Origin of the sequence: Martinezella hainanensis (assembly GCF_900094555.1) — a bacterium.
Classification (GTDB): Bacteria; Pseudomonadota; Alphaproteobacteria; order Rhizobiales; family Rhizobiaceae; genus Rhizobium; species Rhizobium hainanense.
The window spans coordinates 836,978-861,509 of record NZ_FMAC01000002.1; the positions used below are offsets into that span (position 1 = coordinate 836,978).

Here is a 24,532-nt window from a genome sequence, read left to right on the forward strand (position 1 = left end):
CTCCCTATCGGCAGGCCAAGGCCGCGCGCCGAGCCGAATAAAATATAACATTTTCAAACGCATGAGCTTGGCGACAGGCTCATGCGTTTGCTTTTGGGACGGGGTGTGCCGAAGCTGCCCAAGGATCCGTAAGGTCTTCTATTCCGGGCGTCTGGTGTTTTGCGAAAAGGGCGGCAAAACCTCCAGGCTCTCCCGATCGAGCTGCGCGAAAACCTCGTCATAGCCGAAGCGGAAATGCCAGCCGAGGACCGTGCCTGCAGATTTCGATGCGTAGATGCGATCGATGTTGTCAGGCAAAGGCCAGTTTTGCTGGGCGAATTTCGCGGCAAGGCCGGGCGCGCGCAACCGGATGATTGAGGCGGCGTCGACCGCGAGAGCCTCGCAGTCTTCCGGTTTGAACAGTGTGCTGGCGGAGACGATATGTCGTTGAAAATCTTTGCCGCCGTTCGTGAGCGCCGCGACATGGGCATCCGCAACATCACGGATATCGACGCCGCGATGCAGACGATAGACAGCCATCACATTGGTCGGCTCCGGAAAGCTTCTAGACATGCGCAAAACGCGGACCTGCAGATCCAGGCCGCTCATGCCTTTGAGGATCTGTTCCGCTTCCAGTTTCGTGCGGTGATAGATGCTTTTCGGTTGCGGCACAGTGTCTTCATCGATCCATGTGCAATCGCCGGCGACGACGGCGCGGCCGTAAAGGGCCGTGGTACTGGTAAAGACCATTCGCTTCACGCCGGCATCCAACGCCGCTTCAGCCAGTCGACGTGTTCCGTCGACATTGATACGGCGAAATTCATCATCGGAAAACGTGCCGACATGAGGGGCGTGCAGGGCCGCGCAATGGACGACTGCATCCGCACCCTCCAGCCCCTGGCGCAGCAACGCCGCATCGGTGAAATCCCCGACGAGATGCGTCGTCGAAAACGGCGAACGATCGATGCCTATCACCGTATGGCTTGGCGCCAGCGCATTAAAAATCGCCCGGCCAAGTCGCCCGGAGCTTCCTGTCAGGACAATGCGCATCTCGATCCCTCGATGAACCACGATCACCATAGCATGATTGAAGTGGCTGGCGCGCTTCCTCTCGCAAAATCATGCTTTTGCTTCGAGACGACAAGGGCATGGAGGGAGGGGATTCATATTGTAACGGCAATAAAAAACCGGACGCTGGCGGGAATAGCGTCCGGTTCAGGGTCCATCCGAGCATCTGGCGGGGAGAGAGCTCGGTACGCGGAGATCAGAGCGTCTTGTGACGCTTATGCAGCCTCTTGCTCTCTTCGCTTTCGCGATGGAGCGCCGAAATGGTGGATGCGACTGACACGACAAACATGATGCTGATGAAAACTGTAAGCAGCGTCAAAATTGTGAACATGATCGCTCCCTCCTTTGGTGGGACTAGCGTTCAGATCCCTTAGTACTGGCTTGAGGCAACGAAGGGACGAGCCGAAGCAAAGGGACCGTAGATCTTCGACTGGTCAGGTTTCTGGTCGTAAAGCGCAACCGTTGCTGCAAGCATTCCCGAAATCATGGCCATCCAAACAACGTTAATAAGGGTGATCTTGTCGGGCATACTCTTCTTCCTTCTTGCCGCAATGTGCAATCTGAGTTTCGGACTGTTAACGCGGCGTTTCCCAAATGGTTCCGCCGATATTGAGAGCTATCTAGCAATGCGCATCTGAAGCGACCTTGAATGCCTTGTTCATCTGGCGTTCAGATTCGCGATGCGTTTTGCGCATGGCAGTGACGATTTCTTGGGCAAAATCGACATCCCTACCGCTTTCCGAGGCGGAATCCCATTCGATCTCATAATTGTCGGCGAAAAGATGAACGAGATATTCGACGAGAAATGAACCGATGATGGCGCCTGCGATGATGAAGACGAGCATGACAAGATGTCCCTGAAACCGAGATCGGCGAGCCGTTGAGCCAGGCCCGTTTCGATGTTGATGTCAGTAAAGCATTCTCGAGCTGAAACAGGATTGAACGCCGCGTTCATCTCGCATTCAGAGGCGGTCTCAGGGTTGCAAATGACTTGCGATGCGGCCGCATCCATGACAAAAGGCGTCGAAACAACGAGCCGGCTTGCTATGACGACAGCCTTTTATCCCGGATCCTTCGACCCGATGACCAACGGACATCTCGATGTCCTCGTGCAGGCGTTGAATGTCGCCGCCAAGGTGATCGTCGCGATCGGCATTCACCCCGGCAAGAAGCCGCTTTTCTCCTTCGAAGAGCGGGCGGAGCTGATCCGCCGATCGCTTGGCGAGGCTCTGCCCCAGAAGGCTGGTGATATTTCGGTCGTCGCCTTCGATAATCTGGTGGTCGATGCGGCTCGCGCCCATGGTGCGACCTTGCTCGTCCGCGGCCTGCGCGATGGCACCGATCTCGACTATGAAATGCAGATGGCCGGCATGAACAGGCAGATGGCGCCTGATATTCAGACGCTGTTTCTGCCCGCCGGCACGGCCTCGCGGCCCATAACCGCCACATTGGTGCGGCAGATCGCATCCATGGGCGGCGATGTCAGCGCCTTTGTGCCGTCGGCGGTTCTGGAAGCGCTGAACGGCAAACTCAAAAATAAGGCCAGCGGCAACAGCTGAGCCGAAATCCAATCCCGAACGGAGCATCCATGAAACTCTTTCATATTGCATTTGCAGGATTCCTGAGCCTTGCCGCCTTGGCAGGCAGCGCCTTCTCGGCCGCAGCCGCAGATCTTCTGACCATCCAGCTCAAGGACGGCCCGGTGGTCATCCAGCTGATGCCGGAGGTTGCTCCGAAGCACGTCGCCCAGATCGAAGCGCTGGCGAAGAAGGGTGCATACGACAACGTCGTTTTCCATCGCGTCATCGATGGCTTCATGGCCCAGACCGGCGATGTCCAGTACGGCAATGCGTCGAAGGGTTATGATCCGAACAAGGCCGGCACCGGCGGTTCCGACCTGCCGAACCTTCCGGCTGAATTCTCCAAAACGCCCTTCACGCGCGGCACCGTCGGCATGGCGCGCGCCCAGGACCCGAACTCCGCCAATTCGCAGTTCTTCATCATGTTCGCCAATGGCGATTTCCTGAACGGCCAGTACACGGTCGTCGGCAAGGTCATCTCGGGCATGGAGCTTGTCGACAAGATCAAGCGTGGCGAAGGCCAGAACGGCGAAGTGAGCAACCCTGACAAGATGATCAAGGTCACCGTCACCAAGAAGTGATTTCATGGGCATGATCCCAGAAGGCGCAGCGCGGCTTTTGGATGAGATCAAGCCAAGGCAAGTTGCATGATCCGGGCAGGACCATGCACAAACAGAGAGAACAAGGAAACGAACATGGCTGAGATCAAGGATCCAGAAAACACCCTCATCCTGGAAACCACCAAGGGCCAGGTTGTCATTCAGCTTCTGCCGCAGGTTGCTCCCGAGCATGTTGCCCGCATCAAGGAACTTGCACGCGAAAAGGCCTATGACGGTGTCGTCTTCCATCGCGTCATCGACGGCTTCATGGCTCAGACCGGCGACGTGCAGTTCGGCAAGCAGGGCAGCGAAACCTTCAACCCAGGCCGTGCCGGCATGGGCGGTTCCTCCAAGCCGGACCTGAAGGCCGAATTTTCCGCGACTTCGCATATTCGCGGTACCTGCTCGATGGCTCGTTCGCAGAACCCGAACTCGGCCAACTCGCAGTTCTTCATCTGCTTTGCCGACGCTCCCTGGCTGAACAAGCAGTACTCGGTCTGGGGCCAGGTCATCTCCGGCATGGAATTCGTCGACCAGATCAAGCGCGGCGAGCCGGTGAAGGATCCGGATTCGATCGTCTCCGCGCGGATTGCCGCCGACGTCTGATCGTGATTATTCCTGAAACCCGCCTCTTGCGCCTTTTGGCGTGAGGGGCGGGTTTCGCTTTGCCTGGATGAACTAGATGCGTGTTGACCTTTTCGATTTCGATCTGCCGGATGAGCGTATCGCGCTCAGGCCCGCCGAGCCGCGCGACAGTGCGCGCCTGCTCGTCGTCGATCCGAACAATGGCGCCAATACGCTGAGTGACCATCAGGTGCGGGATCTCCCATCTTTCCTGCGCCCTGGCGACGCCATAGTCTTCAACGATACCAAGGTGATACCGGCGCAGCTTGAAGGCATTCGTCATCGCGAGGGCGCCCCCGGCCAGCATGTTTCCGCAACGCTGCATATGCGCGCCGCGCCGGATCGCTGGAAGGCCTTTGCCAAGCCCGGAAAACGCATCAAGATCGGCGATCGCATCCAGTTTGGTCATGGCGAAAATGTCTGCGCGCTCGGCTCGCTCGACGCCACGGTCGAGGAAAAGGGTGAAGGCGGCGAGATCACTCTGCGGTTCGATCTGTCCGGTCCTGCTCTGGACGAGGCGATTGCCAGCGTCGGGCATATTCCACTGCCGCCCTATATCGCGGCCAAGCGCCCGGAAGACGATCGCGATCGCGCCGACTACCAGACAATCTATGCGCGTGAAGAGGGCGCCGTCGCAGCACCCACCGCCGGCCTGCATTTTACGCCATCCCTATTTGCCGCACTCGATGCCCTCGGCGTCGAGCGGCACTTCGTGACGCTGCATGTCGGCGCCGGCACCTTTCTGCCGGTCAAGGCCGACGACACCGACGACCACAAGATGCATTTCGAGATCGGCCATGTCGATGCTGCGACGGCCGAAAAGCTGAATGCCGTGAAGGCAAGGGGCGGGCGCATCGTTTGCGTCGGCACCACGTCGCTGCGACTGATCGAAAGTGCCGCCGCTGACGACGGCACCATAAAGCCCTGGCAGGGCGCAACGGGCATTTTCATCACGCCCGGCTATCGCTTCAAGGCCGTCGACATGCTGATGACCAATTTTCACCTGCCGCGCTCGACCCTGTTCATGCTCGTATCGGCCTTTGCCGGCCTCGATACGATGCGTGCGGCCTATACCCATGCTATCGAGACGGGCTATCGCTTCTATTCCTATGGCGATGGCAGCCTGCTCCACCGGAAAGACTAGGACGACATGAGCGAGAGCTTTCAGTTTCAATTGAAGAAGACGGATGGCGGTGCGCGCCTCGGCGAAGTTTCCATGCCGCGCGGGACCATCCGCACGCCGGCATTCATGCCCGTCGGCACGGTCGGCACCGTCAAGGCCATGTATCTCGATCAGGTGCGTGAGACCGGCGCCGATATCATTCTCGGCAATACCTATCACCTGATGCTCCGCCCGACGGCCGAGCGTGTCGCTCGTCTCGGCGGCTTGCATCAGCTCATCCGCTGGCCGCATCCGATCCTCACCGATTCCGGCGGCTTCCAGGTGATGTCGCTGTCCGGTCTGCGCAAGCTCGACGAGCAGGGTGTCACCTTCAAATCGCATGTCGACGGCAGCCTGCATCACATGTCGCCGGAGCGATCGATCGAGATCCAGGGACTGCTCGATTCCGATATCCAGATGCAGCTTGATGAATGCGTCGCCCTGCCGGCGACGCCTAAGGAAATCGAGCGCGCCATGGAAATGTCGCTGCGCTGGGCGGATCGCTGTAAGGTGGCCTTCGGCAATCAGCCCGGCAAAGCCATGTTCGGCATCGTGCAGGGTGGTGACGTTCCGGAGCTTCGCGTCCGCTCGGCACAGGCACTGAGCAGCATGGACCTGAAGGGCTATGCGGTCGGCGGTCTTGCCGTCGGCGAACCGCAGGAAGTCATGCTGCGCATGCTCGAGATCACCTTGCCGGAACTGCCGACGGAGAAGCCGCGCTATCTGATGGGTGTCGGCACGCCGGACGACATCCTGAAATCCGTTGCCCGTGGCATCGACATGTTCGACTGCGTGATGCCGACCCGCTCGGGCCGTCACGGACTGGCCTTCACGCGCCGAGGCAAGGTCAACATTCGCAACGCCCGTCACGCTGAAGACATGCGCCCGCTGGACGAGCAATCCAATTGCCCAGCCTCTCGTGACTATTCCCGCGCCTATCTGCATCATCTCGTCCGTGCCAACGAGGCGCTCGGCGGCATGCTGCTTTCCTGGCACAATCTTGCCTACTATCAAGAACTGATGCAGGGGATTCGCCAAGCGATTGCCGAAGGCCGTTTCGCCGATTTCATGGCCGAAACCATGGAGAATTGGGCGAGGGGTGATCTCGAGCCTGTGTGATCCGAGAAGGATGTGAGTGTCACTATACGATCTTGCTCCCATTACCATTTCGCGCTAACAGAAGCGTGTCGAAAAAGGCAGGGTTGGTTTCGGTAGGCCCAACCCCTTCCAGTTTGGAAGTTCTGCTCCTTGCCATTGGTATGAGAGCCCACGACGCGGAACTTGGCCATTGTGGTCGAGTGTCTCGCGTTGGCGTGGGCCGGATCGACCGACATGTCTCCGCGGGAAAGCCTTTTGGAGCTGTCATGAGACTAAACCACCTGGATCTGCATGTTCCCGATGTCGCCGCGACCCGGGATTTTTTTGTTTCCGTTTTCGGCCTGACGGAGGTGGAAACGCGAGGCGCAAATGGCCTTGCCATCCTTCGCGACGATGCCGGGCTTGAACTTGTCATCAGCCGGCCAGTCGAGAAACTCGGCGGCGCAGATAGCGTCTCCATCGGGCGCAATACTTATCATATCGGCTTCATCCAACCCTCTCGAGAGGCGGTCGACCTGTTGTTCGAGCGGGTGAAATCGAGCGGCTGCGAGATCTGGAAATCGCCTTCGATCATACGCGGCAATTGGTCGTTTTATTGTTTTGCGCCGGGGCGAATCCTCATCGAAGTCGGCTGGCGCATGGACCTTGCTCTGTTGGTAAATCATTTATTATCGATTGATTGTTATCTTTAACCAACGTCATTTTGAGCCGGCTGGATCGGGCTTGCCCTAGGCAATCTCCGTTTCCAACTGCGTTTCAAAATGGGTCTGGCGACAATAAAGCATTGGGAAAAATAGCGAATCGGAATAAACGGTCCATCCGCCTTTGAAAAACATCATTGGCTGATTTGATTGCGTGGCCGCTTGGAATTTTGAAAAAATCCGGCTAAAACGCATTCTCTTAATCGATAAGGGCTGTACTACCGAAAATAGGAGGCACTTGCCGTTGAGGGCGCAACGCAAATTCGGGGCATGTCTTTCAGGGCTATTGGTTGTCGGTCTGGCCGCTACCAGCTGCACGACGACGCAGAAGACAACAGCTACCCCCAGCAACACCACCAAGCCTATCCGTGGTGCGAAAGTTACCTATAATTACACCGCGAAGGACAAGGATTGTCTCGAGCGCGCGATGTATTTTGAATCTGAACGTTCTGATCCCAGCGGTTATATGGCCGTTGGCAGCGTCGTGATGAACAGATTGACGTCCGGTGCCTATCCGCCCACGATCTGTGGCGTGGTCTCCCAGGAAAGGCAGTTCGCGCCGGGCGTGATGACCAGGGAAGTCAAAGATCAGGCAAAGCAGGATCTCGATACGGCTGCAGCGGCCATCCTGCGTGGCGAGCGGCATCCTCAGGTGAAGGACGCGATGTTCTTCCATACGGAGGGCTTGAGGTTCCCGTACGACAATATGCACTACGTGGCCTACGCCGGCGGCAATGCATTTTATGAGAAGCGCGGCCGGGATGGCCAGCTTCAGACGCCAGCGCCGCTTCCGGCATACGAGGTTGCGATGAATTATGTGCGCACGCAGGGCGCGCCGCAATCTCCTTTCGTCCTGCCGGAAACGCAGCCGGCGCCGACGACTTCGGCCGTCGTTGCCTTTACGCCTGTCTCCAACCCGGTGGTGACGATGCCGCAGAATATGGCTCTCATCCCGGCGGCAGTGCCGATACCGACGCCGGCACCCACGGACATGGCGATTTCGGGACCGCTCTCGAACGGCGATACCATGTACACGAATACGCCGATGCCGGCTTCGACGGTTGTCATTCCGCAGCCGCGGCCGGAGTTCGACGGCAACGCATCCGCAGGAAATTCGCTTAGAATTCGCGGTTGATAAGCGTTTAGCCTAAAGCTTAGGACAGCGCGTCTCGCCAAGAGACGCGCTGTTCGCATTTCGGCTGAGTTATTCCTAAATGCCCTCGCTCGTCGCCTTGGAGAGCATCTGCACGCCATTGATCTTGTAGCTGCCATCGGGCTGGCGGGTTATCTGATAGATCGCCGTCCAGTCCTTGTCATCCGTGCCCGTTATCAGCACCTCCTGGTAGACGACGGCGCCGTTGTCGATTGCCCGGCTTTTGCCGAAGGCATAGTTGTCAGGGTGAAAGACCGGCTGGTAGCTCTTCTTCACCATGGCGAAGAAGCTGTCCTTGTCCGGGAAAAGCGCCTTGATGCCGGGTGCGGCGAAGGAATAGGCAGTCGCCGCGTCATCGTGCAGAAAGGCCTCAATCTGTTGTTCGATGAGGCTCTGTGCCGTCCGCACCGGATCTTCTGCATGAGCGGCCCGTGCAAAGGCGGTGCAGCAGAGAAAAGCGGCTAAAATGAAAGCGCGCATGTCCATCTCCAGCCATAGGAGCCGAGCATAGCGCGCTTTGATATCAAGCAGAAGCGATTACTGCCAGAGACGGAAAAGCGCGCTGGCGTTGACGCCGCCAAAACCGAAACCGTTGGAAATCGCATATTCCATCGCCATCGGGCGCGCGGTGGCACCGACGATATCGATACCTTCGGCAGCGGCATCCGGATCGTGCAGATTGCGGGTCGGGGGAGCGATCTGGTCGCGCAGAGCCATGATGGTGAAGATCGCTTCCATGCCGCCCGCTGCACCCAGAAGATGGCCGGTTGCGGCCTTGGTACCGCTGACAGCGATCGCGCCTTCACGTCCGAAGACGGTCTTGATCGCCTCCATCTCGCCACGGTCGCCGACCTGGGTCGATGTGGCATGCGCGTTGAGATGCTTGACCTCGGCCGGTGAAATCCGCGCCTGGGAAAGGGCGGCAAGCATCGCCCGGCGTGCGCCGTCGCCGTCGTCCGGCCCTGCCGTCATGTGATAGGCATCGGCGGCCGTGCCATAGCCGACGAGTTCGGCAAGTGGCGTGGCACCGCGCGCGCGCGCATGCTCCAAGGTCTCGATAACAAGCATGCCGGCGCCTTCGCCCATGACGAAACCATCACGGCCGCTGTCGAAGGGGCGGGAGGCCTCTTCCGGCCGGTTGCTGAAACCGGTTGAGAGCGCGCGTGCTGCGGCAAAGCCACCGAGGCTGACCTTGTCGATGCAGGCTTCCGCGCCGCCGCAGATGGCGACCTCGGCCTCGCCTGAGCGGATCAGCCGCGCCGCATCGCCGATCGCCTGGACGCTGGCGGCGCAGGCTGTGACCGGCGCGCCGAGCGGTCCCTTGTATCCATAACGGATACTCACCTGGCCGGCTGCAAGATTGACGAGGAAGGATGGGATGGTGAAGGGTGACAGACGGCGCACGCCCTTTGTCTCAGCCGTACGCACGGCATCGGCGATCGCGGGAAAGCCGCCGACGCCAGATGCGATCACCGTCGCCGTCCGCTCAAGGGCGCCGACATCGGTTGGTTGCCAGCCGGCCTGCAGGATCGCTTCCTCGGCGGCGGCCATGGCAAAAAGGATGAAGCGATCCATCTTCTTCTGGTCTTTGACAGGCACGTAGCGATCGACATCGAATCCGGCCTCCGGGTCTTCAGCGATATCGGGCACGACGCCACCAATCTTGGCGGCGAGATCCCCTACCATTTCCTCAGGCAACAGTCTCAGGCCCGAGCGTCCCTCGACAAGCCGCTTCCAACTTGCGTTGACACCCACGCCCAGGGGAGAAACCAGTCCCATGCCGGTGACGACGATACGATCCATATCTTGCTCCTATTTGGTCAGGCGTCGAAGCCCAGAAACCATGCTTTCATCTGGGCGATGCGTTCATGAACGGTGTCGTCGGCCGCCGGCCCTGGCACGAGCATCGTGTCTTCGGGCTGAAAGGCGTGGCCGGTGACGCGGTCGATGAGAAGAGGGTCGCGGTCTTCGCCGGTATTGGCGTCGACAAGACGCATCGCGACCTCTTCAGCAGGTAGATGCCGATTACCCCATGTGAAGAGCGCCATCAGCACGGGAAAGAAATCCTTGCCCTTGTCGGTCAGCACATATTCGTAGCGCGGTGGCCGCTCATTGTAGAGGCGGCGCTCAAACAGGCCTTCATCGGTCAGATGCTTGAGACGCCGCGTCAGGATATTCGGTGCAACGCCGAGATTCTTCTGGAATTCGTCGAACCGTCTCAACCCCTGAAGCGCATCGCGCAGGATCAGGATACTCCACCAGTCGCCGACGCTTTCGAGCGCACGGGCGGCGGGGCATTTGAAACTGCTGAAGCTTGTTCTCTGCATGGGCAGGGCAGATAGCATGAGTAACTATCATCATGCAAGTTATTGCTGGGTGGCAGAAGTTCATTTGCGAGAAGGGCTTCAACGCGGTCATATCAGCCATGATTTTCCACGACTGACATCTAATCCGGCTCTCGATAGACTGGCGCCATGATGGAGAAATGTAATCTGTATACTGAGCGACTGCACCTGCGCGAGCTTCTTGCTACCGACAGTGCCTTTGTCGGGCAGTTGATCACTCACGAAAAGGTGCGCCGCTTTCTCGGCGGACCTGTTTCACTTGATCAACGCGAAGCGGTGATTGCTTGCTATTTCGCGTTTGAGGAAGGGGAAACGGTGTGGTTGGTGGAAACCAAGAACTCGCGGCAGCCTCTTGGTTTGATTTCCATTTCACATCATGGAGACGGTCAGGACCGCGAATTGTCGTATCAATTTCTTCCAGGCGCGTGGGGTCATGGCTATGCGGCGGAAGCGGCAAAGCGCGTCCTTGATTATGCTTTGAAGGATCTGCAGCTCAAGCGGTTGATAGCGGAAACCCAGTCTGCCAATTTCGCATCCCGCCGCCTGCTGGAACGCGTGGGGATGAGAGAATTGAGGCGATTGCATCGGTTCGGAGCCGAGCAAATCATCTATGTGAGTTAGCTATTCATCACAAAGGCATCTCCGTAGCAGTACCGTTGTGGGAAGGTAAGATATCTGGGCTACCCACAGACGGACCTCGAGCTCTCAGTACGGAGGCGCTTTGCGGGCGCGCTGCTGTTTCGCCGCCTCGGTCCACCAGGCGAGATCATCGGCAAAACGGGGAAAAGCTCTCGCGAGTGCATCGCCGCCGCTCCCGGTCGGTTTGCTGCCGACGTCCAATGCCGCCGAGATATTGGCGACGGCAAGCGTGCTTGAAATGACGATCATTCCCATCTCGGAAAGGGCGCCATGCCAGGCGACCGCCGCATGCGCGCCGGAAAGCCGACCACCGGAGTAGCTGGCAATCGCTGCCGGGCGCCAGAACCACTCCTCAAGGTAATGATCAGTCAGGTTTTTCAGACCGGGTTGCATGCCCCAATTATATTCGCCTGTTACGAAGATGAAGGCATCGGCAGCCCGAATTTTTTCGGCGAGCCTCTCCATTGCCGGGGGCGCGGAGCCTTTGGGGTATTCCTTGTACATCCGATCGAGCATCGGCAGGCCAACCGCTTGCGCATCGATGAGCTCCACATCGTTTCCGCGCCGCTGCAGGCTGCTGACGATATAATTTGCAAGACGGATGCCGACGCGATCCGACCGATAGGAACCGTAGAGAACCAGAATACTGTCGGTCATGTTGATTATGCCCCCACAGTCTTGTGCGACATGTCTGGAGCAGTTCAGCTCTTCACGGAATCTCTGAACTGTTCTATCTCATTGTTTTCACACAATTCCGGACGGAAAACCATTGCGCACTTTTCCTGGAATAGCTTTAGGTTCGCGACTCCACGGGCACCGAAGCGGAGACTTCCTCCTCCGGAATATCGTCGAAGGACGCATAATTGAGGTTATAGAGCTTCGAGTAAAGCTTGCCGTTCGCCATCAGCTGATTGTGGTTGCCGCTTTCAAGCAGCTGGCCGTTTTGCAGCACGAGGATGCGGTCGGCCTCGCGGATGGTCGCCAGACGATGGGCGATGACAAGGCCCGTTCGACCTTCGAGCAGCTTCACCAATGCCTTCTGGATCAGCATTTCGGTATAGCTGTCGATATTCGCCGTGGCTTCGTCGAGCACGAGGATTTTGGCATCGGCGACAAGGGCGCGGGCAAAGCTGACGAGCTGGCGCTGACCGAGCGATAGACCGCCGCCGCGCTGGCCGAGAACGTTGTCGTAGCCATCAGGCAGCCGCATGATGAATTCATGCGCGCCGACGGCCTTGGCGGCCTCGATGACCTCCTCCCGCGTCGCCTCCGTTTTATTGTAGCGGATGTTATCCAGCACCGTGCCGGTGAAGAGGAACGGCTCCTGCAGCACCATGGCGATCTGACGTCCGAGCGAATCCTGGGTGAGGGACCGCACGTCATGACCGCCGACCAGCACCTGGCCCTGCTGCACATCGTAGAAACGATGGATGAGCGCCATCGAGCTCGACTTGCCTGAACCCGTCGGCCCGATCAGCGCTACGGTTTCGCCGGGATTGACCCTGAAGCTGACATTCTTCAGCACGGGGTGCTGCGGATTATAGCCGAAGACGACGTCGCGGAACTCGACCGAGCCATCCATATTCGGCGACAGCTCCTTGGCATCGGGAGCATCCTTGATGTCGACCGGCACGTCGAGCACTTCGGTCAACCGCTGGCCGGAGGCCATGGCGCGCTGCATCACCGAATACTGCATGGTCAGCGAGCGGATCGGGTCGAAGAAGCGCTGGATATAGAACAGGAAGGCGACCATGATGCCGACATCGAGCTTGTGGTTCAGCACCATCGAGCCGCCGACGATGATGACGATCGCCATGGCCATGCCGGTCAGCGTATCGACGATCGGCACCATGACCTGGGCATAGCGCGCAGCCGTCAGATGCGACTGCAGGTTTGTATGCGCCTTGTCATCGAAAAGAGCAAAGTTGACTGCCTGCCGATGCATCCCCTGGACGGCGCGCACGCCATGGATCGCTTCCGCCAGCGCGCCATTGGTGACGGAGTTGGTCTCATGGGCGTTCATGAAGGCCACGCGTGCCTTCGGCAGCCAGAACAGGCGCACGATGAACAGGATCGGCATGACGGAGAGCGTCAACAAGCCAAGCCGGAAATCGAGCGACAGCATGACGATGACGATGCCGAAGAGCAGGGCGATGTCGCCGACGGAAAGCACCGAGGTTTCAAGGAATTCCTGCATGGAGTTGACGTCGCCCTGCAGGCGCGACATCAGGCGTCCGACCTCCGTCTTGTCCATGAAGGACAGCGACACACGCTGCAGATGCGCAAACATCGCCCTGCGAATGTCGAACAGGACTTCCTCGGCGACCTGGCCGACATAGGTTTCCTGCACATAGCTCGCCCCGTAATTGACGAGGATGGCTGCCGTGAAAACTCCCAGAGACAACCAGAGGGCAGAATAATCTATGGCGCCGGGCGCCATCGCACTATCGATTGCATGGCGAATGACAAGCGGTATGACGATCTGCGATGCGGTAAAAAGCAGAACGGCTGCGACGGAGATGTAGATCTGCCGGCGATAAGGGCTGACGAAAGCCCAGATGCGGCGGATGATCTTGCTGTCGAAGACCTTGCCGAAGATCTCCTCTTCGACACGATGGGACCCGACCACGGCGCGGGGCGGGCGACGACCATCCTCGCGCACATCGTTGCGCTCGGTTTCGGTGATTTCCGACATCGTCAAACCTCCCTTTTCGCTCTTTCGAGCACGCCGCCGGATGTCCTGACGATATCATCCTCCGGGCGAACCTGCAGATCGTAGAGCGCCTTGTACCGCCCACCTGCGGCCAGAAGCTGCTCATGCGTGCCGCGCTCGACGATCTCGCCATCCTCGATAAAGAGGATCTGGTTGGCATGCATCAGCGAACTCAGTCTGTGGGCGACGATCAGGGTCACCCGGTCCCGTGCGAAGCGCTTCATGGCGCTGCGGATGCGCTGCTCTGTCGCGGCGTCGATCGCAGCCGTGGAATCGTCGAAGACCATCACGGCGGGCTTCAGCATCAATGTCCGGGCGATCGTCAGGCGTTGACGCTGGCCACCGGATAGCGACACGCCGCGCTCGCCGACGATTGTGGTATAGCCGGCCGGTAGACCGAGAATGTAGTTGTGCAGCTGCGCCGACTCGGCAGCCCGTTCGATGCGGGGTTCCTTCGCCCATGGGTCGCCATAGGCGATGTTGTTTTCGATGCTCGTCGTGAACAGGAAGGAGTCCTGCTGCACGACGGCAACGTTTTGCCGCAGCGATTGCAGCGTCGCCTTGCGGATATCCTGGCCGTCGAGCGTAATCTGTCCGGCCGTGACATCGTAGAAGCGCGGAATAAGATGCGCGATGGTGGATTTGCCGCTGCCGGGTGGCCCGACGATGCCGATCGTCTCGCCACGCTTCGCCTCGAAACAGATATTCTTCAGCACTGGCCGCTCTTCTGCACCGGGATAGCTGAAATCGACATTCTCGAAACGCAGCGTGCCGTCAGTCACGACAAGCGGCCTGGCGTCTGGGGCATCCTTGATGGGAATATCGAGATCCAGCAGCTCGAACAGGCGCGAACCGCAGGTGGAGGCGCGCGCGAAGGCATTCACCATCAGGCCGAGTTGGCGCACCGGCATTTGCAGGATGGTCATGAAGGTGAGGAACGAGGCCAGCGTACCGACGCTGATCACGCCATCGATGACCTTCAGGCCGCCAAGCCAGAGCACAAGCCCCATCGACACGAAGAAAGAGAGGTTCATGGCGCTGGTGTTGATGACGCGGATGCCGACGCGCTGGTGGGCGAGGGAAAGCGCGTTGTGCGAGGCGCGATCGAACTTCAGGAGTTCGTGCGCCTGAGCGGCGAAGGCGCGTACCACGCGGATGCCACCGAGATTTTCCTCCATGACGCGCGTCAGCACCGAAAGGCGCTCCTGCAGGTCGAGCCAAGTCGACCGCAACCGCAACTGCGTGACGGAGGAGCGCCACGCCACGAAAGGCACGAAGCTGAGAGCCAGCAGGCCGAGGGCGACATCGGTCGACAGCAGCATATAGGCGCCGACGCCGATCAGCATGGTGAGCAGCACCATGCGCACCAGTGCCGTCGAGAAATACATGCGCACGCCTTCGAGATCGAGCAGGCCGACTGTGATGAGGTCGCCGGAATGGGCCTTGTCGTGGAAGCTGAAGGAGAGCTGCTGAATCTTCTCATAACAGGCGAGCCGAAGCTCATAGCCCATGTGGTGGCCGACGGCCTCGCTATAATAGTTCTGTACCATTGTGAACAGGCCGCGCAAAATACTGACGACGAGCAGCAGAAGAGCGGTTGTCATCAAGGCATTTTCGGCAATCTGACCGGCGGCACCACCGGCAACCGCCGTCTGCGTCTCGTCGACGGCACGGCCCAGCAGGCGCGGGATCGTCAGCTGCAACGTTGCAGCTACAAAAGTTGCTCCAATGGCAAAACTGGTCTGCCAGGGATGGCGCAGCGTCATATGGGTGATACGAACGATCGTCGACAGGCCTTGGCCCCAACCGACCGCATTGACATGCGCACGCGAAGCCATTGGCTTCGGCGCGCTTCTTGATGAATCGCTGCTCACGCTTTTATCCAGGCATAATTAAACGAGGCTGGCCCGCAGACGGGTTCGTATCTCAGGGGAATATTGATAGGATGAATTTTGCCGATTCCGTGGCGGCGTTCAAGAGTCAATCGGTCACAAGTCCAACGCGAACGTTAGATTGCGTGTTTAAAAAATAATCGATGAATATGTCGGGATCGAAACCGGCGAGACGTCCTCCGGGCACCATGCCAGAAAAAGAGGACATCATGCGCAAAATTATAGCAGCAACATTCATCAGTCTCGACGGCATCATGCAGGCACCCGGCGGTCCGGACGAGGACCCCACAGGCGGTTTCGAGCATGGTGGCTGGGTATTCCCTCACTCCGACGAAGAAACCGGCAAGGCGCTCTTCGAACTGTTCGAAAATCCGTTCGATCTGCTGCTCGGACGTAAGACCTACGATATTTTCGCAGCCTTTTGGCCCTACGTTGAGAGCGACGATCCGATTGCCAAACGGTTCAACAGCGTCACCAAATATGTTGCGACGCGCAGCGATGTCGAGCTGAAATGGAACGGAAGCCAATCTCTTGGCAAAGATGTTGTGGCAGCGATCAAGGAATTGAAGGCGGGAGAGGGGCCTGATCTCCTTATTCAGGGCAGTGGCGATCTCATTCAGACCCTGCTGCGTCACGAACTGATCGACGAATTCAAGCTGATGATCTTTCCGGTCGTGCTGGGCGGCGGCAAGAAGCTGTTCGCCGACGGGGCAATTCCTGCCGCAATGAAGCTGTTGCGCACCCAGTCTTCCCCGACCGGCGTCATCTTTGCGACTTACCAGCCGGATGGCCTGGTGAAGACCGGTTCCTTCGTCGGGCCGAATCCGTCCGAAGAGGAGATCGAGCGCCGCAAATGGCTTAGATAGACAGTCGGATCGGCGCCATCACCGTCTTACCGTCTGAGGTTACCCAGCGCTCTCGGCGATAATGCAGAAGCTCGTCCCCGAGAACCAATTCCCGTACATAACCACTCCTGTAGCCCTGAGGCGCGAGCCCGCCGGAATATTAATGCGTAGCTAGTCTGCACAGGAGAACGAACATATTTCTTGCGGCTGTCCTCCACAGCAGACCTGCAATGGCGCTGACGATCAAGGGGTACGGCCGCAAGTCGATCGAAGGGAACGTAGCCGCCTCGGGCGATCGCTATCCCTTCTTGCCTTTCTTTGTTGCTTTCGGCGCTGGTCCTAGCTCCGCCTCTTGCGCCAAACGGAGCGCACGAAGCCTTTCCGTCTTTTTCTGCCGAGCAGACGTCTCATTCGCCAGGATATCCTTGGCAATCGACGTCGTCTGCTCGGATTTGGCCTGTGCCGACAGCTTCTCAGGCTTGAACAGATTGTCTTTCGTCTTTGTCATGCTTCCTCCATTTCAGCAGGCGCGTTTTCCAAAAGACGGCGGAGGTCAGCGAGCTCGCGCTATGACTTTTTTCTTAGGTGCCGGCAGCAAGCCTTCACGCTGTGCCTGCTTACGGGCAAGCTTCCGGGCGCGGCGGATCGCCTCGCCCTTTTCGCGGGCGCGCTTTTCGGACGGCTTTTCATAGGCGCTGCGGGCCTTCATTTCCCGGAACACGCCTTCCCGCTGCAACTTCTTTTTCAGGACGCGGAGCGCTTGATCGACGTTGTTGTCTCTAACCAGAACCTGCAAAATGTCTCCTTCTCAGCTCGCGCTGCGTTTATTTCTTGGTACGGATTGAATTCGAGTTGATCCAGCTCGATTTCGATATTTGCGATATCTCGACTTGCACCGGCGAAAGCGACGATGGTGACGCTTCAACGTCAATATCGTCCTGGCGGATGCTCCGCTCGAAACTCTCGTTCTGGAAGCGGACGCGGTAGTGAACAACGCCTTGTGAGACCGGCAGGACAGACACGATGCTGCCAGCGGGTTGGACGCTTCCAAAAATTCCAGGCTTCAGGACGATGCTGTCGCCCGGCCGGTAACGACCATGTGCCATGTCGTTCTCCGTTCGAAATGAAAAACAAAAGGCCGGGACGTATCCCGACCTTCCTCGATCATGGTTTCTGTGCGCCGGTACATCCGTGGTCGCACAAAGCCGTGACAAACTTATGCGGCCCGAAGATTGTCAGCCGAACTCTTGCCAGATCTGCGATCCTGCACGATGTCGTAGGTGATCTTCTGACCATCGTTAAGCGACCGCATACCGGCGCGCTCTACCGCTGAAATATGGACAAAAACGTCCGTGCTGCCATCATCAGGCTGAATGAAGCCGAAGCCCTTGGTGGAGTTGAACCACTTCACAGTACCAGTGTTCATAACGATTTCCTTTCATAGTAACCGTTGTTGCTCCCGCGATGCCTTGCGGGATTAGATCGATTATTTGAGAGGAAATCCGGCGAGAGTCCGTTGGCTCTTCGGCGACGTCGCAAGCAATGGTCGATAGGCTCTATATAGGTTCAATTCAAATTTTAGCAACAGAGGCGCTCAAAATGACAGTTCTCGGCCTGTGGTGTGGCTTTTTGAGGCGAACTTCGGCCTGCTCAGGTACGAGACCCGTCTCTTCAACATCCCGAGACTGAATCATGGTCTATCCTGCCCGAGGCCGATGACCCGCTCTTAGAGTATGCAGCTGTGGACATACTCTTTGGTCCGTAAGCGAAAGGCCGCCGACCAGAATATTCTGCTTACGCTATACCGTGTGGTCCGACGCCTGAATTTCACGCAGCGATTTCATGATTTCGCGAAGCCCCTTCGTGAGATGCTTGTCCCGGCGCAACACCATGCCGAGTTGCCGAACGAGCCTTGGCCTGAGCGGCGAAGTAACGAGCAGATCGGACTTGTCGCGTCTCAGCGCCATGTCCGGAAGGATGGACCATCCGAGACCGGCTGCGACCAGCTCCTTGATGGCCTCGACGCTACCGAACTCCATAGCCGGCTCAGGGCGAATTCCGTGAGCCTCGAACCATTCATTCGTGGCGCGACGCGTGTTGCCGCCTTCGTAAAGCAGTAGCGTCCTGTCCTTCATGAATGCCACATCCGGCCCGCCATCCGGCATCACACTTCCCTTGGGGGCGACAGCCAAAAGCTCGTCGTCATGGAATGGTTCGACCTCGAGTGAACGTCCGGCAGCGGGCAGGGCGACTACCGCGAGATCCAGCGCATTGGTTTCGAGATCGCGCAGAATCTCGTCGATATTGCCGATGCGGACGATGATCTCGAGATCAGGCATGCGTTTCTTTGCCATGGCGATAGCGCGAGGCAGCAGATGGATCGAGGCCGTGCCGCCGCTGCCGATACGAACGCGACCGACCGACCCCTCACGAAAGGGTGTCATCGCCTCCTCTGCCATGGAACAGGCTTCGATGATGCGCCGCGCATGCGGTAGCAGATCAAGTCCGGCCGGCGAGGGCTGCGCCCGCCGTCCCACACGCTCGATCAGTTTCACGCCGAGGCGTTGCTCCAAAAGCTTCACCTGCAGGCTGACGGCAGGTTGAGTCAGCCCGATCTTGTCGGCAGCGGCTGTGAAGCTGCCGAGATCGACCACGCTGAGGAAAGTCGTTAGCTGATCCAGATTGAGCAATAGAAGAATTCCTTATGATTTGTATAAATACCATAAGCTTCATTCATTGCTTATGCCAGTGCATCCTAAGGCCATGTTGATACGAGCCCCAAGGAGCAGGAAGATGACCACCGATATCGATAGGCCGATGCTGGCAGCGGCCGGCGCGGGCAGGGGGCGGCCAAAGCGGCAATTTTTGCGGAGCGTGCTGGCGAGATTTCTGGCCTACCTCGAAAAGCGCGAGACAAGATGGACCCTCCGCGAGCTGACCGACGATCAGCTTCGCGACATCGGTATGACGCGCGCCGAAGCACGTACCGAAGTCAGCAAGTCATGGTTCTGGAGTTAAAGCGTGTTGCGCAAAGCACATTGGATGCTCAAAGGCGCGCGAACCATCGGGCCGGACGCCTTTGAATAGCGGTGTTATTGAAACGGCTACCAGCGATATTTGAGCGAGGCGGTGACGTTGCGGCCTTGTCCCAGATAGCAGAAGCCGCTTTCGCACATTGCGTCGCGACGGTTTGCGATGTTCCGTACATTCACCGCCGCAATCAAACCGGCGTAGTCCTTGTTAGCAGCACCGAAATCGTAGCTCATTCCGGCATCGACATAGAAAGTCGAGGCGTTTTCGCCGGTGTTCGCATTGTCGGTGTAGCTTCTGCCGTTGTAGCGCAGGCCGGCGCCGACGCTGAGCCCTGCGGCAGCGGAGTCTTCCGCAAAGGTATAGTTTGCCCACAATGACGCCACATGGCGGGGCCTTGCCGCGACTTCCTTGCCGGCATTCTCGCCCTCCGTGATTTCTGACCGGCTCAGCGTATAGGTGGCGATCAGATCGAGCCCGGAATCGAGCGCCGTGCGTGCTTCCAGCTCCAGCCCCTTGGTCGTCACCTCGCCAAGCGACTGGTAGGCGAGCAGCAGCGGATTGACCAATTGCGGCTTGTTCCTTTCGACCAGATGATAGGCGGTTGCTGACAGAAGGATATTCGTCCCCGGCGGCTGGTATTTCACGCCTGTCTCGAACTGCTCGCCTTTGGTCGGCTCCAGCACGCGTCCGGAAGCCGAGCGCATCGTCACAGGATCGAACGAAGTGGCGTAGTTGGCAAAGGGCGCGATGCCATTGTCGAATAAATAGAGTGCACCGGCCTGGACGGATGTTGCGCTGTTGGTTTCCGATTGATGGTCGCTCGTGCCGGCGGTCGGGTAGGTGGTGTCGAGCGTCTGCTTGACCCAGGTCTGGCGAGCGCCAAGCGTGAAGCGCCATCTGTCGAGTTCGATCTGATCGAGCGCGTAGATGCCGGTCTGGCTGATATCCTTGTCCAGCAGTGAGAAATTATAGTTGGGCGTCGGTCCCGATACGCCATATCTCGGATTGCTGATGTCGAGATCGTAGGCGGGGCTCGTGACCCAGTCCAGGCCATAGCCGAAGGACGAGGTCAGATAGGTATAGTCGAGCCCGAACAGCATGGTATGGGCGAGCGGGCCGGTGTCGAATTTCGCTTCGAGCTGATTGTCGACCTGGAAGATATGGGCGTCGTCACGCAGGGCCGTCGCACTGCGATGCGCGATCGTGCCGGTCCAGCTGGCGACGCTGAGATAGCGCGTGCGCAGATCCATGTGGGAGTAGCGTGTGTTTTGGCGGAAAGTCAGGCCATTGTCGAACTCGTGTTCGAAACGGTAGCCGATCTGCTGCTGGCGTACCTTTTGATGGTCATAGTCCGGATCGCTGGCGCGAATGTCGAGGACGCGGCCATCCGGCGCAATGACGGCTCCCGGGCTCCCATCGCTCTCGTCTGCCTGCAGCAATCCGTAGAGGGTGACGGTGGTCGCCGCGTCCGGATTCCAGCGCAACGAGGGCTGCAGCATGTAGCGATCGTCGGCAATGTCGAAATTGGTATCGCCGACGCGCGCCAGGCCGGTCAGTCTATAGAAGAGATGGTCGTCGCCCTGCTTGACTGGGCCGCTGAAATCGAAGGTCGCCTGCGCGCGATCCTTCGTTCCCCAGAGAATGCCGACCTCGTGAAACGGCTGTTCGAGCGGCTCCTTTGAAACCTTATTGATGATCCCGCCTGGCGAACCGGAGCCGTAGAGCACCGAAACAGGTCCCTTGACGACTTCGACGCGCTCCAGCGAATAGGGCTCAGTCGGGAAGTTGCCGTAGTTGACGTAATACTGGCGCAGGCCGTCGCGATAATCGCCGTTCAGCGACAGCACCTGGCCACGCAGCATGATGACATCGTAACGCGGGTCGAAACCGGTCGAGGCGGTAGTGACGCCTGCTGTGTAGCGCACGGCCTCCACGATGTTGCTGGCCGCTCGCTCCTCCAATTCCTTTTTGGTAATGACGGAGACGGAACGGGGCGTCTCGATCAATGGCGTGCTGATCTTGGTCGCACCGCGGCTGCGCTTTGCCGTTACGGTCCTGCCGTCGCTTTGCTCGGACTCAGCACCCTCGACGATGATCGGCTCCAAACGCGTCGCGTTTTCGCTACCCGCCGCGCCGTCCTGAGCGAAGGCGTTTCCCGATAGCGACAGGGCAAGAGCGAAAGCCGATGTGGCCGTGGCCATGCTCGAGGTTTGACGTCTTATGCCATTGATATCATTGCATGGAATCATACGAGATCCGCCTCTCTTCCTCTGGGTCGCAACCGTTGCGTGAGTGTTTAAAGGCGAAGCTCGTAATCGTCAATAATACATGAGTATAATAATCATATTTTATCGAGGGACTTTTGAACTGGCTGCAAGATCAGCATTTGGGCGAGGGTGGATAACAAGCAGCCTGGGGACTATTTTCGGATTGTCCTTTTTTCATGGCCTCGTTCTTTTTTCCGCCATAGATTTGCCCGATCCATTCCGCTCGAAAAGCTGGCAGCCTGTTCACCTCGGCGTACCGGCTGCTCCATCAAGAACACCAATAAAAGAGACCGCAAAAATCCATGCTCAAGACAACATCTCTGCTTTTCGCCGCGGCGATTTCGACCTTATCGCTTCTCGGCGCGGCTTCGGTGGCAGAGGCGGGGCAGGCGAGCTACGTCGTTGATGCGCATAGCGGTCAGGTGCTGGAAGCATCGAACGAGAACGAGCTGAATTATCCGGCCTCGCTCACCAAGATGATGACGCTCTATCTTGCTTTCGAAGCGCTGCATGACGGCCGCCTGAAATGGGATCAGAAGCTGACCATGTCGGCGAATGCCGAAGGCAAGGAACCGTTCAAGCTGGCGGTGGGTGCAGGTCGTAAAGTCACCGTGCGCGAGGCCGTCGAAGGCATCGTCGTCCTGTCGGCCAATGATGCGGCTGTTGCGATCGGCGAGCAGCTTGGCGGCTCGGAGGACAGCTTTGCCAAGACGATGACCGCAAAGGCGCATCAACTCGGCATGAGCAATACCGTCTTCAAGAATCCCTCGGGCCTGCCGGATCCGGAGCAAGTGACCACCGCGCGCGACATGGCAACGCTCGGCGTTGCGCTGATGCGGGACTTTCCGGATGAGTTCAAGCTCTTTTCGATGCGCGGCCTCAAATTCCGCGGCATGAAGCTGCGCGGTCATAACAATCTCATGTATCGCTATGCTGGAGCCGATGGCATCAAGACCGGCTATACCGATGCCTCCGGCTATAATCTCGTGACCTCCGCGACGAAGAATGGCCGCCGTGTTGTCGGCGTGGTCATGGGCGAAAAGACTGCTGAAATTCGCGACAACAAGATGGCAAGCCTTCTGGACACGTACCTGACCCCGGTTGCGACAACGGCCACCGTATCGACTGGTGCTCCCAAGCAGAGCTCAGCCAACTGATTTCGGCCTGATTTCAGCATCCAGCCAGCCATTCATCTTTGGGCAGCCGACAAGGGGTGGCTCCGCTGAGACGCTGACCCCTACCGCATTATACCCATCGTAAAGGGTAGGGGAATCGGGTTTCCTCATGCAAATGCACGATGCCTCCCAATGCTCCTCTTTATCCGGGGCATTTCGCGGCGGATCGTGGAGAAAACTCTTTCGCGATGAATAGTCGGGTGGTTGTTGCCGAACTGGCGGGCTGCCCTATGTCTAGAGCGGAAGTTGCTCGTTCGCTGCGCTCTTTTCATGTTCTGGTAGGAATAAGCGTCGAACTGCGAATTCGCATAGGCGGAGATATCTGGTTTCAGTTTGTTATTCTCCGAAAATGAAGGACCCATCATTGGCCGCGATCGGCCTGATGCTCCTATAATATAGATCTCGCAAATATTTCAACGCATTAGGTCAAGTTGGGAGGACCGGAATGACGTATGATGCACGTTTGACGCGTGAGCGCGATTTCCATAATGAACGCTTCGGTGCGGTGGAGGAGCGCAAAGAGGACTCGTTCTATTTCGCCGTAAAGCCCGCTGTGGACGCCTATTGGCGGCTGGTGAGGGAGGCCTGTCCTGAAAGGGACGTGCTCGAGTACGGATGCTCAAACGGCATGAGCAGTATTGGCCTCGCACACTCCGCCAAGCGGATTACCGGTATCGACATTTCGGACGTCGCCATTCAACAGGCCACGAATACGGCGGCTCTCCGTGGGATCGACAACGTGACGTTCCAGGTCGACAATGCGGAGGACATGAATCTGCCGTCGGCGAGCTTTGACGTCGTCTTCGGCAGCGGCATCCTGCATCACCTCGTTCTGCAGAGATCGCTCAGCGAGATCCGGCGCGTGCTACGACCCGGCGGCAGGGCCTTCTTCTTCGAGCCGCTCGGCCACAATCCCGTGATCAATCTTTACCGAAACCGGACGCCAGAGGCCCGCACGGTCGATGAGCATCCGCTCTTGAAATCCGACTTCGAGATCGTGCGCAAATATTTCTCAAAGTGCGATCTGGAATTCTTCGGGCTCACTGCGCTTGCTTCCATCCCGTTTCGCCGAAGCCCGCTCGGCGCCGCGGTCCGGGGCACCGGCAAGCAGATCGACAATTTGCTGCTGAAAATCCCGGGTGTCAGATGGCAGGCCTGGATCGTCGTCATGGCCCTGGAGGCATGATGGGCTTGTCGAGCGATTGAAATTCCAGTCTGCCGCTGCGGTTTGCTACGGCGACGAAGCTGCTCACATGCATCGGATCGACGCGTAGGGACAAGCGTTGTTCGTCGGGAACGATGCGAGGGCAGTAGGCGCGTGGAGAAGCTAACCCAAGTGCATCGTGCCGGTGTTGAGGGTAGGGGATCACCCCGCTTCTTGCAAATGGGTCATGAACACCTCCGCCGGCGTCTTGTAACCCAGGCATCTTCGTGGTTGATCGTTGAGATGGCGGGCAAGTTGGGTAAGGTCGCGTTGTGACACGGCCGCCAGGTCGGTATCGCCGGGCATGAAGCGACGAATGCGCTTATTGGCATTCTCCACAGCGCCTTTCTGCCACGGTGCGCTGGGATCGCAAAACCAGCTGCGCGCGCCGATACCATCTTCCAGAGCCCGGAAGCCGGCAAACTCCGTGCCGCGATCAAAGGTGAAGCTCTGGC

Annotated in this window: 29 protein-coding genes; 12 read left to right on the plus strand and 17 right to left on the minus strand. The window is 58.4% G+C overall.

The genetic code is table 11. The annotated features are described in order from the left end of the window. Positions 1 to 138: 138 nt before the first annotated feature. The 4 genes from GA0061100_RS10490 to GA0061100_RS10495 form a co-directional block, all read right to left on the minus strand. Positions 139 to 1,029 carry an NAD-dependent epimerase/dehydratase family protein gene (locus tag GA0061100_RS10490; protein WP_075852676.1) on the minus strand — a complete coding sequence of 297 codons (891 nt, stop codon included), beginning with the start codon at positions 1,027 to 1,029 and terminating at the stop codon, positions 139 to 141. A 214-nt stretch (positions 1,030 to 1,243) separates the two neighbouring features. Continuing rightward, complete coding sequence (locus GA0061100_RS35375) at positions 1,244 to 1,378, minus strand: hypothetical protein (protein WP_280173817.1); 135 nt, start codon at positions 1,376 to 1,378, stop codon at positions 1,244 to 1,246. A gap of 39 nt (positions 1,379 to 1,417) precedes the next feature. Then, the gene (locus tag GA0061100_RS34835) at positions 1,418 to 1,576 is read right to left on the minus strand and encodes a hypothetical protein (RefSeq protein WP_015339886.1); all 159 of its coding nucleotides are present in this window, start codon (positions 1,574 to 1,576) and stop codon (positions 1,418 to 1,420) included. Positions 1,577 to 1,667: 91 nt separating this feature from the next. After that, positions 1,668 to 1,892, minus strand: a complete 225-nt coding sequence (locus tag GA0061100_RS10495) for a hypothetical protein (RefSeq protein WP_075852580.1) — start codon at positions 1,890 to 1,892, stop codon at positions 1,668 to 1,670. Between the two features lie 201 nt (positions 1,893 to 2,093). Between GA0061100_RS10495 and coaD the strand changes: the two genes are divergently transcribed. The 7 genes from coaD to GA0061100_RS10530 all read left to right on the plus strand — a co-directional run bounded on the left by coaD (position 2,094) and on the right by GA0061100_RS10530 (position 7,946). Next, a complete protein-coding gene (gene coaD, locus GA0061100_RS10500; protein WP_015339888.1) occupies positions 2,094 to 2,606 on the plus strand; it encodes a pantetheine-phosphate adenylyltransferase in 513 nt (170 codons plus the stop codon). A gap of 29 nt (positions 2,607 to 2,635) precedes the next feature. Next, positions 2,636 to 3,208, plus strand: a complete 573-nt coding sequence (locus GA0061100_RS10505) for a peptidylprolyl isomerase (RefSeq protein ID WP_075852581.1) — start codon at positions 2,636 to 2,638, stop codon at positions 3,206 to 3,208. Between the two features lie 114 nt (positions 3,209 to 3,322). Further along, on the plus strand, positions 3,323 to 3,832 hold the full coding sequence (locus GA0061100_RS10510; RefSeq protein WP_075852582.1) for a peptidylprolyl isomerase: 510 nt from the start codon (positions 3,323 to 3,325) through the stop codon (positions 3,830 to 3,832). Positions 3,833 to 3,908: 76 nt separating this feature from the next. Then, complete coding sequence (queA, locus tag GA0061100_RS10515; protein WP_075852583.1) at positions 3,909 to 4,994, plus strand: tRNA preQ1(34) S-adenosylmethionine ribosyltransferase-isomerase QueA; 1,086 nt, start codon at positions 3,909 to 3,911, stop codon at positions 4,992 to 4,994. Positions 4,995 to 5,000: 6 nt separating this feature from the next. Next, positions 5,001 to 6,131 carry a tRNA guanosine(34) transglycosylase Tgt gene (tgt, locus tag GA0061100_RS10520; protein WP_075852584.1) on the plus strand — a complete coding sequence of 377 codons (1,131 nt, stop codon included), beginning with the start codon at positions 5,001 to 5,003 and terminating at the stop codon, positions 6,129 to 6,131. Between the two features lie 245 nt (positions 6,132 to 6,376). Beyond that, positions 6,377 to 6,802 (plus strand): VOC family protein, encoded by a 426-nt coding sequence (locus GA0061100_RS10525; RefSeq protein WP_075852585.1) that lies wholly within the window; start codon positions 6,377 to 6,379, stop codon positions 6,800 to 6,802. A 253-nt stretch (positions 6,803 to 7,055) separates the two neighbouring features. Further along, positions 7,056 to 7,946, plus strand: coding sequence for a cell wall hydrolase (locus GA0061100_RS10530; protein WP_075852586.1), 891 nt, complete (start codon positions 7,056 to 7,058; stop codon positions 7,944 to 7,946). A gap of 75 nt (positions 7,947 to 8,021) precedes the next feature. On the opposite strand, the gene GA0061100_RS10535 is transcribed toward GA0061100_RS10530, so the two are convergent. From GA0061100_RS10535 to GA0061100_RS10545, 3 genes are read right to left on the minus strand one after another with little or no spacing between them, the layout of a single operon-like run. Beyond that, on the minus strand, positions 8,022 to 8,444 hold the full coding sequence (locus GA0061100_RS10535; protein WP_075852587.1) for a DUF4864 domain-containing protein: 423 nt from the start codon (positions 8,442 to 8,444) through the stop codon (positions 8,022 to 8,024). A 57-nt stretch (positions 8,445 to 8,501) separates the two neighbouring features. Beyond that, positions 8,502 to 9,767, minus strand: a complete 1,266-nt coding sequence (fabF, locus tag GA0061100_RS10540; protein WP_075852588.1) for a beta-ketoacyl-ACP synthase II — start codon at positions 9,765 to 9,767, stop codon at positions 8,502 to 8,504. A gap of 17 nt (positions 9,768 to 9,784) precedes the next feature. After that, positions 9,785 to 10,291, minus strand: coding sequence for a winged helix-turn-helix transcriptional regulator (locus tag GA0061100_RS10545; RefSeq protein ID WP_075852677.1), 507 nt, complete (start codon positions 10,289 to 10,291; stop codon positions 9,785 to 9,787). 147 nt (positions 10,292 to 10,438) lie between these two features. Between GA0061100_RS10545 and GA0061100_RS10550 the strand changes: the two genes are divergently transcribed. Next, entirely contained in the window at positions 10,439 to 10,930 is a 492-nt protein-coding gene (locus tag GA0061100_RS10550; RefSeq protein WP_083961309.1) for a GNAT family N-acetyltransferase, read from the plus strand. 84 nt (positions 10,931 to 11,014) lie between these two features. Here GA0061100_RS10550 and GA0061100_RS10555 read toward each other — a convergent pair whose 3' ends face one another. The 3 genes from GA0061100_RS10555 to GA0061100_RS10565 all read right to left on the minus strand — a co-directional run bounded on the left by GA0061100_RS10555 (position 11,015) and on the right by GA0061100_RS10565 (position 15,499). After that, positions 11,015 to 11,605 (minus strand): NADPH-dependent FMN reductase, encoded by a 591-nt coding sequence (locus GA0061100_RS10555; RefSeq protein ID WP_075852589.1) that lies wholly within the window; start codon positions 11,603 to 11,605, stop codon positions 11,015 to 11,017. 136 nt (positions 11,606 to 11,741) lie between these two features. After that, on the minus strand, positions 11,742 to 13,643 hold the full coding sequence (locus GA0061100_RS10560; RefSeq protein WP_075852590.1) for an ABC transporter ATP-binding protein: 1,902 nt from the start codon (positions 13,641 to 13,643) through the stop codon (positions 11,742 to 11,744). 2 nt (positions 13,644 to 13,645) lie between these two features. Then, a complete protein-coding gene (locus GA0061100_RS10565) occupies positions 13,646 to 15,499 on the minus strand; it encodes an ABC transporter ATP-binding protein (RefSeq protein WP_425298676.1) in 1,854 nt (617 codons plus the stop codon). Positions 15,500 to 15,762: 263 nt separating this feature from the next. On the opposite strand from GA0061100_RS10565, the gene GA0061100_RS10570 reads away from it, so the two are divergent. Further along, entirely contained in the window at positions 15,763 to 16,419 is a 657-nt protein-coding gene (locus tag GA0061100_RS10570; RefSeq protein ID WP_075852679.1) for a dihydrofolate reductase family protein, read from the plus strand. A gap of 277 nt (positions 16,420 to 16,696) precedes the next feature. Here the strand turns inward: GA0061100_RS10570 and GA0061100_RS10575 are convergent, their stop codons facing one another. The 5 genes from GA0061100_RS10575 to GA0061100_RS10595 form a co-directional block, all read right to left on the minus strand. Continuing rightward, positions 16,697 to 16,906 carry a hypothetical protein gene (locus tag GA0061100_RS10575; protein ID WP_075852592.1) on the minus strand — a complete coding sequence of 70 codons (210 nt, stop codon included), beginning with the start codon at positions 16,904 to 16,906 and terminating at the stop codon, positions 16,697 to 16,699. Between the two features lie 45 nt (positions 16,907 to 16,951). Next, entirely contained in the window at positions 16,952 to 17,194 is a 243-nt protein-coding gene (rpsU, locus tag GA0061100_RS10580) for a 30S ribosomal protein S21 (protein ID WP_075852593.1), read from the minus strand. A 28-nt stretch (positions 17,195 to 17,222) separates the two neighbouring features. Then, entirely contained in the window at positions 17,223 to 17,504 is a 282-nt protein-coding gene (locus tag GA0061100_RS10585; protein ID WP_075852594.1) for a cold-shock protein, read from the minus strand. Positions 17,505 to 17,614: 110 nt separating this feature from the next. Further along, on the minus strand, positions 17,615 to 17,824 hold the full coding sequence (locus GA0061100_RS10590) for a cold-shock protein (protein WP_075852595.1): 210 nt from the start codon (positions 17,822 to 17,824) through the stop codon (positions 17,615 to 17,617). 373 nt (positions 17,825 to 18,197) lie between these two features. Further along, entirely contained in the window at positions 18,198 to 19,088 is an 891-nt protein-coding gene (locus tag GA0061100_RS10595; RefSeq protein ID WP_075852596.1) for a LysR family transcriptional regulator, read from the minus strand. A 103-nt stretch (positions 19,089 to 19,191) separates the two neighbouring features. Here GA0061100_RS10595 and GA0061100_RS10600 point away from each other — a divergent pair, with 103 nt between their 5' ends. After that, positions 19,192 to 19,416, plus strand: a complete 225-nt coding sequence (locus tag GA0061100_RS10600) for a DUF1127 domain-containing protein (RefSeq protein WP_075852597.1) — start codon at positions 19,192 to 19,194, stop codon at positions 19,414 to 19,416. Positions 19,417 to 19,502: 86 nt separating this feature from the next. On the opposite strand, the gene GA0061100_RS10605 is transcribed toward GA0061100_RS10600, so the two are convergent. Further along, positions 19,503 to 21,632, minus strand: coding sequence for a TonB-dependent siderophore receptor (locus tag GA0061100_RS10605; RefSeq protein ID WP_244557797.1), 2,130 nt, complete (start codon positions 21,630 to 21,632; stop codon positions 19,503 to 19,505). Between the two features lie 368 nt (positions 21,633 to 22,000). Between GA0061100_RS10605 and GA0061100_RS10610 the strand changes: the two genes are divergently transcribed. Then, on the plus strand, positions 22,001 to 22,855 hold the full coding sequence (locus GA0061100_RS10610) for a D-alanyl-D-alanine carboxypeptidase family protein (protein ID WP_075852599.1): 855 nt from the start codon (positions 22,001 to 22,003) through the stop codon (positions 22,853 to 22,855). Positions 22,856 to 23,318: 463 nt separating this feature from the next. Then, entirely contained in the window at positions 23,319 to 24,059 is a 741-nt protein-coding gene (locus GA0061100_RS10615; protein WP_075852600.1) for a class I SAM-dependent methyltransferase, read from the plus strand. A 180-nt stretch (positions 24,060 to 24,239) separates the two neighbouring features. Here GA0061100_RS10615 and GA0061100_RS10620 read toward each other — a convergent pair. Then, positions 24,240 to 24,532, minus strand: a 293-nt coding sequence (locus GA0061100_RS10620; RefSeq protein ID WP_143525405.1) for an IS30 family transposase, incomplete at its 5' end; no start/stop codon positions are given.